We start from the raw sequence: 12,175 nt of genomic DNA, 5'->3' as shown, positions 1-12,175 counted from the left end.
GGTGCCGACTTTGGGTGGGGGTTCGGGTCGCGGGACGGTACGTACAGCTCTCTCGTCCGGGCCTGGATCGCCCACATGCGGTCGCGGAGTTCCGCGTCGACGTTCGCGTAGCCGACCTTGGCCGCGTGAACCGCCGTGCCCAGAGCCTCGATCTGGTCGCTCAGGAGTTGGGACAGCGCCTTCAGTTGCGCGTGGACCTCGTTGTACGCGCTGTAGAGGGACTCGACCTCCGCGAAGCCGACGCCCAGTTGCGCGGGCACCAGGTGGTTGTCCGCTATGCGGTGCGGGGAGGCCTCCGTGCCCTGGAGGTAGGTCAGAAGGGCGTCGACTCTGCCCTTGAAGGACTCCAGCGACTCCTGCTCTGTGCGCAGTCCCGATGCCCCGCCCACGGTCTTCGCCCCGCCCCTCGTGTCTGCCCGTCAGTTGTCTTGCGCGCAAGAGTTACTTGCGTGCAAGAGCCACAAGACTACTGACTGCCACCGACATTCAGCCTGAGTACATGTACTCAGGAAGCCACCGCCGCCGTCTGCGGCCTGATCGGGAGGCGGTTGACCGGGCGGCCCGTGGCCGCCCGTACCGCGCCCGCGACCGCCGCCGGGGAGGTGACGACCGGGACGGCGCTGATGGCCTTCGCGCCGAAGGGGGCGACGACGTCGCGCTCCTCCACCAGTTTGACGATGTGGACGTCGGGCGCGTCCAGTGCCGTCGGGAGGGCGTACGACATCAGGTCGGGGCGGCGGACCTGGCCGGCGTTGGTGCGGAGGTTCTCCGTCAGGGCGGCGCCCACGCCCTGGACGACGCCCGCTTCGATGCGGGCCCTCGCCTGGGCCGGGTTCAGGACGCGGCCCACGTCCTGGGCGACGGCCAGTTCGACGACGCGCACCGAGCCCAGGTCGACGTCCACGTCCACCACGGCGCGTACCGCGCAGAAGGCCATGCCGACGAACGCGTCGCCCTGGCCGGACTCGTCCAGGGGCTCCGTGGGGTGGGGGCGGCACTGGGCGGTGGCCCAGAGTTCCTTGCCGTCGAGGGCCTCGGCCACCGTCGTGCTCAGGACGCCGTCGTACGACGTGATCTTGCCGTCGGCGATCGTCAGCAGCTCCGTCGACATACCGAACTGGTGGGCCAGGGGTTGGAGGAGCTGCGTGCGGACCATTCTCGCCGCGCGTTCCACCGCGCCGCCCGAGACCCAGGTGTGGCGGCCGTGCGCGGCCGGGCCGCAGGGCGGCTGGTCGGTGTCGACCGGGGCGACGTGGACCTCCTCGATGCCCAGGACGTCCTGGACGATCTGCCGCGCCAGCGTCGCGAAGCCCTGGCCGGTCTCCACGGCGGCGCAGATGACCGTGGCCACCGAGCCGGAGACCTTCACCGTGGCCGTGGACACCTCGTCGGCGCCCTCCGCGCCCAGCATGTGGACCATGCCCACGCCGTAGCCCACGCCCCGGCGCACCGCGCCCGGGTCGCCCGCGCCGTCGGGGCCGCCGGGCAGGAGCCAGTCGTCCTCGTTGTCTTCGGGGTCGTCCTTGGGAAGAGCGGGCAGCGGGTAGTCGCGGACGGCGCGCAGGAGTTCGGCGACCGGGGCCGGGCAGGTGACGGTCTGGCCGGTGGGCAGGACGTCGCCCGTGGCCAGCACGTTGCGCATGCGCAGTTCCGCCGGGTCCAGGCCGAGCTGCGCCGCGAGCTTGTCCATCTGGCCCTCGTACGCGGCGCACACCTGCATGGCGCCCTCGCCGCGGACGTGCCCGGACGGCGGGTTGTTCGTACGGACGACCCAGCCCTCCACGAAGGCGTGCGGGACGACGTACGGGCCGCAGGCGAAGGCCACGGCCGCCGCCAGCGCGTCCGAGGAGGACTCGGCGTAGGCGCCGCCGTCCATCAGGACCTGGGCCTCGACCTTGACCAGCTTGCCCTCGGCGTCCGCGTGGTGGCGGTAGCGCAGCAGGGTGGGGTGGCGGTGCGGGTGGCTGAGGAAGGACTCCTCGCGCGTCGCCACCAGCTTGACCGGGTGGCCCGTGCGCAGGGCGAGCAGGCCCAGGGCGAGCTGGACGCCCGGGTCCTCGCGGTCGCCCATGGCACCGGGGACGCCCGTGACGACGACCTTGACGCGGTCGTGCTCCAGGCCCAGACAGGCCGCGACCAGGTCGCGGTCGGCGTGCGGGTCGGTGGAGGCGGTGTAGATCTCGACACCGCCGTCGGGGCGCGGCACGGCCAGGGCGGCCTCGGCCCCGATGGGGGCGGGGTCCTGGCGGCCGATCCGGTACAGGCCCTCGACGATCACCTCGCCGGTCGCGTCCGGATCACCGAAGCGCAGCGGGATGTGGCGGATCAGATTGCCGTCGGGGTGCAGCGGCTCGGCGGCGAAGGCATGCTCGGGGTCGGTGACCGGGTCGAGCGGCTCGTACTCCACCACGATGGCCGCGGCGGCGAGGCGGGCCGTGTCCGGGTGGTCGGCGGCGACGGCGGCGATCGCCTCGCCGTGGTGCCGGACCAGGTCGGACGCGAAGACGGGCCGGTCGGCGGCCCCCCGGCCGTACCTCGTCTCCCCCGGCACGTCGGCGTGGGTGACGACGGCCCGGACGCCCGGCATCGTCGCGGCGGCCGAGGTGTCGACGGAGACGATGCGGGCGTGGGGGTGCGGCGAGCGCAGCACGGCGGCCCACAGCAGGCCCTCGGCCCACAGGTCCGCCGCGTAGGGGAAGGTGCCCTGGGCCTTGGCGGCCGCGTCGGTGGAGGGCAGGGAGACGCCGATGCCGAGGAGGGGCCCCTCGGGGATGGCGGGCGGTACGGCGGTGGCGGTGATGACGGACGCCGGGATGTCACCCGCGCCCGTGCCGCCCGCCATGCCGCCCGTACCGGTCATCCCGCCCATCCCCGTCATGCCGTTGCCTTTCCGAAACCGCCGCCGGCGCCGCCGTCCCCGTACGGGCCGTCACCGTACGAGCCGTCGCCGTAGGGGACGCCACCACCGTAGGAGCCCGTGTCGTACGAGCCGTCGCCGTACGAGCCCTCGCCGTACGAGCCGTCGCTGTATCCACCCGCGCCGTACGGGCCTTGGGCATACGAACCGTCGCCGTACGGGCCGGGCTGCTGGTGCGGGATGCTCACCGCGTCCGGGTCCTGGAATGCCTGGACCTGGGGCTGGACCTGGGCCTGCTCCTCGTGCGCCGGGTCCGCCGCCGCCGCTTCCTCCTCCAGGGCGGCCGCCTCCGCGCGCTCGTCGACGACCTGGCGCACCGCTTCGAGCACGCCCCGGTAGCCGGAGCAGCGGCAGAGGTTGCCGCAGATGGCCTGCCGGGTCTCCAGCTCGGTCGGGGCGTGGTTGCCCTCCAGCAGGTCGTGCACGGTCATCGCCAGACCGGGCACGCAGAAGCCGCACTGCACGGCCCCGCACTCGGCGAGCGCCCGCTGGACGTCGGACGGCTGTCCGTGCGTCGCGAGGCCCTCGACCGTACGGATCTCCGCGCCCGCGGTCGTCGCGGCCGGGACGAGGCAGGACGCGACCAGCCGGCCGTCCACCTGGACGGAGCACGCGCCGCACTCCCCCTGCGAGCAGCCGTCCTTGGCGCCCGCGAGGCCGAGGCGCTCGCGCAGGACGTAGAGCAGGGACTCGCCGATCCACGCGTCGGTCACGGGACGGTCGGTGCCGTTGACGCGCAGGACGAACGAGGCGCAGGGGTGCTCGTTGAGGGGGTAGGGCTGCGGCGGGTCGGGGACGGCCGGGATCTCCGGGACGTCCAGGATCTCCGGGACGTCCAGGATCTCCGGGGCGTTCGGGATCTCCGTGGCATCCGGGACATTCGGAGTGTCCGGGGTGTCCATGGCCGGGGCGGCGGGGGCCGGGATACGGTCCTGTGCCTCGGCTTCGGCCTGATCCTGGTCGTCGCCGTCGGCCCGGTCCGTTCCGGGTTCCGGGTTCGTCCGCTCCTCGGCGTCGTGCGCGCCGTCGCCGGCCTCGGCGGGAGCCGCCGTCCACTCGCCGGTCGGATTATCGCCCGCACCGGTGACCACGCGGTCGTCGGCGTCGACGCCGGCAACACCCGTTCCGTACGCGGCGGACTCGTCCCGCCCGGCCGGTACGGACCACTGCCGCCGTGCGCCGGAGTCGCGCAGCGCGTACTCCCCGGACTCCTCCACCGAGTCGTCCCCGGCGGCCGGGACCGACCACTGGCCCGTGGCCCCGGGACCCGGGTGGTCCACCGGTTCCGGATGGTTCACCGGCTCCGGGTGGTCCACCGGTTCCGGGTGGTTCACCGGCTCCGGGCCCGCGGGCTCCGCGGCACCGGCGGCGGTGCCCACGGCGTCGTCCGCCGCGAAGGACACCTGCCACTGCGCGGTGGCGTGCGGATCGGCGGCACCGCCGTCGTCCACGCCCACGCCCGGAACGTGCCCGTCCATGAGGTGCTGGTCCGGAACGTGCTGGTCCGGCACCTGCCCAGCCGGGACATGCTGCTCCGGAACGTGCTGCTCCGGCACGTACCGCTGCTCCGCACCCGCCCCGTGCCGGTCGTACGAAGCGGCGGCGGGCTGGTGACCGTAAGCGCCGGTGGCGCGCTGCTCGTACGAGTCCCAGTGCTGCTGCGCCGGCACCTGCGGCACATGCTGCTGAACAGGCTCCGGCTGTTGGTGCTCGTGCGGGGCCGGGTGCGGAACCGAGTGCGGGGCCGGATGCTGCGCCTGCTGCTGCCAGGAGTCCACGACCGGGGGCGTGTAGCCCGTCCCGGGCGCCGCCAGGGGACCCCATCCCGCGCCCGTCCCCGGGCCGGTCTGGGCCAGGAGCTCGGGCGGGAGCTGGACGAAGGTCGTGCCCTCCGCCTCCAGGCCCGCCCCCTGCGGGATCGGCTGCCAGCCGCCCGCGCCGGGCGCGGGGGCATGGGTGTGTCGCTGCTGGTCGTCACTCACGCGAGTGCCCTCCCCAGTGCTCGGCGGGCCAGGGTCGCCACCGTACGACGGAGATGCAGCACGGCCGGCGGCAGGGTACCGGGCTCGGCTCCGTCATGAGGGGCGTGAGGGTCATGGGGGGACAACGGGTTCGGAGGCACGGGCACCGGATCGGGGATGCACGCGGCCGCGACGTAGTCGCCGAAGGCGGCGAGGGCGTCCGGCGCGAGCGTCCGCTCGCCGTCCCAGTCGACGATCGAGGACACCCAGCGTTCGGCGTCGAAGGGCCGCAGCGGCATCGGCGCCACCGCACCGACCGCGCAGCGCACGCTGCGCCGCGCCGGGTCGAGGACGACGGCGACGGAGGCGACGGCGCGGCTGGGGCCCATGCGGCCGGTGGCCTTGAGGAAGGTCTGGGGGGCGTGCAGCAGCGGTACCCGCACATGGCCGATCAGCTCGCCGGGGCGCAGCATGTCGAGCCCGGCCAGCAGGCGGCCGATGGGGATCTCGCGGCGCGTGCCGCCGGGGCCCGCGATGACGAGCGAGGCCTCCAGGGCGGCCAGCACGGGCAGCGCGTCACCGGTCGGCTGGGCGGAGGCGATGTTGCCGCCGAGGGTGCCGGCGTTGCGGATCTGGGGCGGTCCGGCGGAGCGGGCGGCCGCGGCGAGGGCGGGGATGAGGGCGGCGAAGTCCGGGCGGCCCATCCGGGCGTGGGTGAGGCCCGCGCCGAGCAGGGCGGCGCCGTCCTGGTACTGCCAGCCCTTGATCTCGCTGATGCGGCCGAGGCCGACGAGGCCCGCGGGGCGCAGCAGCCCGGAGTTGACGGCCGCCATGAGATCGGTGCCGCCGGCGACGGGCACGGCCGTGGGCATGGCGGCCAGCGCCGCCACGGCCTCGTCCAGCGAGCCCGGCAACGTCACCGTGTGCGCCGCCTGCGGTGCGTGCGTGGTCAACCCAGGTGCCCCTTCCCGGTGGGCCCGACTTTTCCGTCAGGTCCTCGCCGTACGGTACGTGCTGTCGCCCCGGACGTGGAAACTTTGGCACATCTTCCGGATCCGCTGTCGCGAGGGTCCGCAAGCCGTGGCCGCGTACCCGACCGGGGAGAAAGTCCGGGTTGGGAGACTCTCACCACTGTGGGCGGTTTGCCAGCGTATTGCGGTGCTTGCCGACTCTTGTACGGCCCTTGTACGACTTACCGCGGTGTGTGGAGGACCACCGTGCCAGGGGCCGCCGCACGGTTCGTCACCTTCCGGCGCGGCTCACACGATCGGGGGCGCGCCCTCGATCGGGCGTCCGAGCACACCGGGCCGGCGCTGCCAGGGACGCGGGCCGCCGGGCGGGCGGTAGTCGACGCCGAGGGCGTCGAGCCGGGCGTAGTGGGCGGCCATCCGGCGTTCGAAGCCGGCGTAGTCGCGGGCGGCGGGGGCGGGCAGCGGGGACCACACGGTCTCGGCGAAGCCGGCCAGGCGGGGGAACGCCTGGTAGTCGAGGCGCCGCTGGTCCTCCATCACCTCGGTCCAGAGGTTGGCCTGGGCGCCGAGGACGTGCGCCGCCTCGGTCTCCGTCAGCTCCGCCGGGACCGGCTCGAAGCGGTAGACGTCCTCCAGGGTGCGGACGTAGCCGATGGGCACGGGCTCGTCGGCGCCGGGCGCCTGACGGTGGTCGAGATAGACCTGCTGTTCGGGACACATCACGACGTCATGGCCCGCCCGGGCGGCGGCGATGCCGCCCGCGTAGCCGCGCCAGGACGAGACGGTGGCCCCCGGCGCCAGGCCGTATTTCGTCGCCTCGCCTCCGGGCGCTCTGATCCCCTGTCGACGCTCCTCGTCGCGCGGTCGCTCGTGCCTCGCTCCCTCCTCCTCGTCGCTCTCGACAGGGGCGCGCCCTTCGGCTCGGCTCCCGCCCTCCAGGATCTCGTCCCACCCGACCAGCCGCCGGCCGCGTTCCGCGAGCCAGCGGTCGAAGTGCCGGATGAACCAGCTCTGGAGCTCGTCCTCGTCCGCCAGTCCCTCCGCCGCCATCCGCGCCCGGGCCGCCGGGGACGCCTTCCACTGGTCCTTGGGGCACTCGTCGCCGCCGATGTGGACGAAGGGCGAGGGGAAGACGTCGAGGACCTCGGTGAGGACGTTCTCGTAGAAGGCGAGGGTGTGGTCGGTGGGGGCGAGGACGTGGGGGCTGATGCCCCAGGTGTCCCAGACGGTGAGGGCGGTGGTGTCGACGACGTCGGTGTTGCCCAGTTCGGGGTGGGCGGCGATGGCGGCCTGCGAGTGGCCGGGCAGGTCGATCTCGGGGACGACGGTGATGTGCCGCTCGGCGGCGTACGCGACGATCTCGCGCAGGTCGTCCTGCGTGTAGTAGCCGCCGTGCGGGCGGTCGTCCCACAGCGGCGAGGCCCGGTGGCCGAGCTTGGTGCGGGCGCGCCAGGCGCCGGTCCGGGTCAGCTCCGGGTAGCGGTGGACCTCCACGCGCCAGCCCTGGTCGTCCGTCAGGTGGAGGTGGAGGACGTTGAGCTTGTGGGCGGCGAGCAGGTCGAGGTAGCGGAGGACGCCGTCCTTGGGGAGGAAGTGCCGGGCGACGTCGAGGAGGACGCCGCGCCAGGCGAAACGGGGGGCGTCCTCGATGACGGCGCACGGCAGCGTCCACTCCCGGCGCGCGGTGACGGGCGCCCGGCGGAAGGCATCCGGGCCCAGCAGCTGACGGAGGGTCTGCGCGGCCCAGAAGACCCCGGCGGAGCCGCCCCCGTCGACGCGCACGGCGTGGCCGTCCACCACGATGCGGTAGCCCTCGGGGCCGAGCCGCCGCCCGAGCGCCGGATCGACGGCGAGGACGATGCGGTTGTCATCGTCGTCGCCCGGGGCCAGTGGCAGCCCCGTCGCCGCGCCGACGGTCGCGCGCAGCCAGCGCGCGACGCCCTCGGTGCCGGGGCGCGCCTCGATGCGGGTGTTCTCGTCCAGGACGTACCGCCCCGGGGGCGGCACCTCGCGGACGGACACCGGGGCCGGGATCAGTTCGTGATCGTGATCGTCCATGGTTCAGTCCTTCACCGCTCCGCCGAGGCCCGAGACGAGCCCGCGCTGTACCAGTACGAAGAAGACGAGCACCGGAATCGTCATCACGGTCGACGCCGCCATGATGCCGCCCCAGTCGTTGCCCTCGTCCTTGAAGAAGACCAGCAGCGCCATCGGGAGCGTCGAGTTCTCGGTGGCGCTGATGATGAAGGACTTGGCGAGGAGGAAGTCGTTCCAGGTCGAGATGAAGGAGAAGACGCTCGTCGCCACCAGTCCCGGGAAGACCAGCGGAAAGAGGATCCGCCACAGGAAACGGGCCCGGCTCGCCCCGTCGAGGTACGCCGCCTCCTCCAGTGACTCCGGCACCGCCCGGACGAAGCCGCGCAGCATCCAGATCGCGAAGGGGAGGGAGAAGGCGAGGTGCGGGAGGATCAGCGAGCCCAGCGTATTGAGCCCGACGCCGGGCACCCCGGTCACGTCGCCCAGGTCCCGCATCAGGAAGAAGAGGGGAATCGTCAGGGCCTCGACGGGCACCATCTGCGCGACGAGGAACATGACGAGCAGCGTCGTCCGGAAACGGAACCGGAATCGGGTGACCGCCACGGCCGCCAGAAAGGCGATCAGCGCGGAGGCGACTACCACGACGCCGGCGACCAGCAGGCTGTTGGCCAGGTAGCGGCCGAAGTCCTGCTGTCCGAAGACCCGCCGGAAGGCGTCCAGGGTGGGGTGGGCGGTCCACGGACGGGCGTCCTCCGACAGCACTTCCCCTTCCGGTTTGAAGGCCGAGAGCACCATCCAGTAGAGCGGAAAGGCCACCACGGCAGCGGTGAGCAGGGCCGTCGCCTCGGCGGCGAGTCGCCAGGGCCGGTTCATATCTCCTCCCCTTGTCGTCTCAGCAGCCGTAGGTATCCGAGCGTCACCGCCAGCAGGATCAGCAGCATCACCACGCCGATCGCCGAGCCGAGGCCGTACTGCGAGGAGGCGAACGCCTTCTGATAGGCGTAGACATTCAGCGTCAGATTCTGTCCGGCGATACCGCCGCCGTTCGTCATCACATAGATCTGTGTGAAGACCTTGAAATCCCAGATGACCGACTGGATCGTGACGACGACCAGGACCGGGCGCAGCATGGGCGCCATGACGTCCCGCCAGATCCGCCATTGCGAGGCCCCGTCCAGCGCCGCCGCCTCCAGCACCTCCCCCGGTATCGCCCGGATGCCCGCGTAAACGGTCACCATGACGAAGGGGAACGAGCACCAGACGACTTCCAGCAGGACGAGCGCGAAGGCGCTGTACCGGTCGTAGGTCCACGCGTAGCCGTCGAATCCGCCCAGTCCGAGCCGGGTGAGCGCCTTGTCGACCGGGCCGAAGTCGGGGTCGAACAGGAAGACCCACACAGTGGAGCCCGTGATCGCGGGCGTGGCCCAGGCGCCCAGCGCGGCGAGCGTCAGCGCCAGCCGGGGCAGGGCCCGGATCCGCGTCAGCAGCACCGCCAGCGCGCAGCCGACGGCCAGGGTGGCGACGACGCAGGCCGCCGCGAAGACGACGGTCGTCACCAGGACCTGACGGAACTGCGCGTCGGCGAAGAGGGCGCGGTAGTTGCCCAGGCCCTGGAAGCTGGTGGGTTCTCCCCCGCTGACCTGGGCCTGGGTGTATTCGAGGAAGGAGATCAGGCCCAGCTCGTAGACGGGGTAGACGAGGAGTCCGCCGAGGACGGCGAGCGCCGGGGCGAGGTACAGCCAGGGCGCTCCGCCCTTCGTCCCCGCTCTCGCCTTCGCCCTCACGACCGGAGTCCGTTCTTCCGGAAGGCGTCGTTCATTCTCCGCGCCGCCCCGGCCGTCGCCTCGTCCACGTCCTTCCGCCCGCTCACGACCTCCTGGAGCAGGGTCGGCAGCACCTGGCCGGCGTCGATGGCGGCCCAGGCCGGAGTCACCGGCACGGTCCGCGCGCCCGCCGCCAGCGTCCGTACGAACGGTGCCACGAAGGGCCGCTCGCGTGCCGCCTCGGCCCGGACGTCCGCCGCCGCGGGAAGGAAGCCCATGGCGTCGAAGAGCCGGGCCTGGGTGCGCTTGCCGGCCAGGGTCTTCAGCAGGTCCACGGCGAGGGTGCGATGGGAGCTGCTTCTGAGCACCCCCAGGTTGTTCCCGCCCGCGAAGGCCGGGGCGATCCGCCCCTCCTGTGTCCCGGGCAGCGGTACGACCGCGTACGCGCCCTTGACCTTGCCGTTCTCCATGGCCTGATGGCTGAAGTCACCGGCGATGGCCATGGCCGCCTTGCCGGACGCGAAGGCCTGGACGGTGTCGTTGCCGGTCATCCGGGCGCACCGGCTCGTGGGGCAGTTGTGGTCGCCGAACAGGCTCGTGTAGGCCGCGATGCCCTGCCGGGCGGCCGGGTCGTCGACGGTGGCCTCGTACGACCGTCCCTTCCGCTTCGCGACGTCCCCGCCGTGCGCCCAGACGAAGGGCAGCGCGGCGTAGGTGTACGCGCCGCCCACCACGAGCCCGTACAGCCCGGGCCGGGCCGCGTGGACGCGGCGGGCGGTCGCGGCCAGCTCGTCCAGGGTGGTTGGGGGCCGGATCCCCAGGCTCCGGAAGACGTCGGTGCGGTAGTACAGGGCCCGGACGCCCACGAACAGGGGCGCGCCGTAGAGCTTGCCGTCCACGGTCACGGACCGCTTCGCGGCCGGGTCGAGGGCGCGGGCGTCGTCCCAGGCCGCCAGGTCGGTGGTGAGATCGGCCAGGCCGCCGTCCCGGACGTACCCGGCCGTGTCCGTGTTGCCGTACTCGACGACGTCGGGGGCGCTCCGCGGGTCGTTGAACGCGGCCTTGATCCGCTGGGCCCGGGTCTCGACGGGGATGTAGGTGACCTCGGCCCGCACCCCGCGGTGGGCCCTCTCGAAGGCGGCGACGGCCTCGTCGACGACCGCCGCCTTGGGCCCGTTGTCGACCTCGCGGAAGAGCCAGACCCGCAGGGTGCCGGTCGCGCGGTCCCCGCCCGGGCCGCCGGCCGTCGTACGGGGCGCGCAGGCGCCGGCGGCGCACAGCACCGCCCCCACCACGACCAGGACGAGCGTTCGCCACGCCATGAGGGCCCCCTGAGCGTTGCAACATACGCAATGGACGTTTCGCAGCGCACAACTGAGAGGAGGCTAAGCGTGTGACGGCGCCCCGACAAGAGCAAAGACCCCACCAAGAAGGCCCCACCGACAGCGAACGGCTCCCAGGGCGCGATCACGCGCCCTGGGAGCCGTCGGCGAACCCGAGGGGTGGAGAGGCGGGGGGCTACTTCTTGTCGCCGCCCTTGCCGCCCTTGTCGTCCCCGCCGGCACCCATGCCGTCGAAGATCTCCTTGCACATCGGACAGACCGGGTACTTCTTGGGGTCGCGCCCGGGCACCCAGACCTTGCCGCACAGGGCGACGACCGGGGAACCGGAGAGCGCGCTCTCCATGATCTTGTCCTTCTGGACGTAATGGGCGTAGCGCTCGTGGTCGCCGTCGCCGTGCGACACCTGCGGCGTCGGCTCTACGAGGGTGCCGGTACCTGCCCCGCGCTCGGGCTCAAGAGTGCTCATGGTCTCCAAGAGTACTGGGGCCGGCCCGGGTCAGTTGAGGCTCGGGTCGTCCGGATAGGTGGCGACCATCGCCAGCTCGCTGCGCTGACGCCGCAGGACGGCCCGCCACAGCCGCGCGGGGTCCGGGGACGACACGTCGCCGGGCTCCGACTCCACCACGTACCAGGCACCCTCGGCCAGCTCCTTCTCCAGCTGCCCGGGACCCCAGCCGGAGTACCCGGCGAAGATCCGCAGCGAGCCCAGGACCCTGGCCAGCAGCTCCGGCGGGGCCTCCAGGTCGACCAGGCCGATCGCCCCGTGCACCCTGCGCCAGCCGACGGGGTCCCCCATGGCGGACGACGGCAGCGGGCCCTCGCCGGCGCCGTCCCCGGCCGGGGACGTCCCGTCGTACTCCCGGGCCTCCCCCGGCACCACCGCCACGCCCAGCGCCGAGTCCAGGGAGACCGGGCCGCCCTGGAAGACCACCCCGGGCTCTCCGGCCAGCGCGGCCCAGGACTCGAGGATGTCGCCGACACCGACCGGGGTCGGGCGGTTCAGGACCACACCGAGGGAGCCGTCCTCGTCGTGGTCGAGCAGCAGCACCACCGCGCGGTCGAAATTCGGGTCGGACAGCGCGGGTGTCGCGACAAGCAGTCGCCCTGTGAGCGAGGACACCTCGGTCATGGCCACATGATCCCGCATTTCCGCCCTTTGGGGGGAGTGGGCGAGGGCCACGGC

At 73.0% G+C, this 12,175-nt stretch carries 10 protein-coding genes; all 10 read right to left on the bottom strand.

Features of this window, described 5'->3' with window-relative positions; translation table 11 throughout:
* Positions 1–389 (bottom strand): hypothetical protein (locus K6I33_RS22595; RefSeq protein WP_229356029.1); only part of this gene is annotated, 389 nt, incomplete at its 3' end.
* 116 nt (positions 390–505) lie between these two features.
* Positions 506–2,869 (bottom strand): xanthine dehydrogenase family protein molybdopterin-binding subunit, encoded by a 2,364-nt coding sequence (locus K6I33_RS22590; RefSeq protein ID WP_374285621.1) that lies wholly within the window; start codon positions 2,867–2,869, stop codon positions 506–508.
* Between the two features lie 5 nt (positions 2,870–2,874).
* Entirely contained in the window at positions 2,875–4,899 is a 2,025-nt protein-coding gene (locus K6I33_RS36075) for a 2Fe-2S iron-sulfur cluster-binding protein (protein ID WP_308297271.1), read from the bottom strand.
* Entirely contained in the window at positions 4,896–5,831 is a 936-nt protein-coding gene (locus K6I33_RS22580; RefSeq protein WP_229356027.1) for a xanthine dehydrogenase family protein subunit M, read from the bottom strand. Before K6I33_RS22580 ends, K6I33_RS36075 begins: the two co-directional genes overlap by 4 nt.
* 306 nt (positions 5,832–6,137) lie before the next feature.
* Positions 6,138–7,907 carry a beta-N-acetylhexosaminidase gene (locus tag K6I33_RS22575; RefSeq protein WP_229356026.1) on the bottom strand — a complete coding sequence of 590 codons (1,770 nt, stop codon included), beginning with the start codon at positions 7,905–7,907 and terminating at the stop codon, positions 6,138–6,140.
* Positions 7,908–7,910: 3 nt separating this feature from the next.
* Positions 7,911–8,759, bottom strand: coding sequence for a carbohydrate ABC transporter permease (locus K6I33_RS22570; protein WP_229356024.1), 849 nt, complete (start codon positions 8,757–8,759; stop codon positions 7,911–7,913).
* Positions 8,756–9,670, bottom strand: a complete 915-nt coding sequence (locus K6I33_RS22565; RefSeq protein ID WP_229356022.1) for a carbohydrate ABC transporter permease — start codon at positions 9,668–9,670, stop codon at positions 8,756–8,758. The genes K6I33_RS22570 and K6I33_RS22565 overlap by 4 nt, the downstream gene beginning before the upstream one ends.
* Positions 9,667–10,971: an extracellular solute-binding protein gene (locus K6I33_RS22560; protein ID WP_229356021.1), complete on the bottom strand. Its 1,305-nt coding sequence runs from the start codon at positions 10,969–10,971 to the stop codon at positions 9,667–9,669. Before K6I33_RS22560 ends, K6I33_RS22565 begins: the two co-directional genes overlap by 4 nt.
* Before the next feature lie 196 nt (positions 10,972–11,167).
* A complete protein-coding gene (locus K6I33_RS22555) occupies positions 11,168–11,458 on the bottom strand; it encodes a DUF3039 domain-containing protein (protein WP_109281359.1) in 291 nt (96 codons plus the stop codon).
* A 30-nt stretch (positions 11,459–11,488) separates the two neighbouring features.
* On the bottom strand, positions 11,489–12,121 hold the full coding sequence (locus tag K6I33_RS22550; RefSeq protein ID WP_229356031.1) for a YqgE/AlgH family protein: 633 nt from the start codon (positions 12,119–12,121) through the stop codon (positions 11,489–11,491).
* Between the last annotated feature and the right edge of the window lie 54 nt (positions 12,122–12,175).

The organism is Streptomyces sp. UNOB3_S3 (assembly GCF_020740895.1).
Taxonomy (GTDB): Bacteria; Actinomycetota; Actinomycetes; order Streptomycetales; family Streptomycetaceae; genus Streptomyces.
Note: the sequence above shows the minus strand (reverse complement) of the source record. Positions and strands in the feature narration are given on the sequence as shown.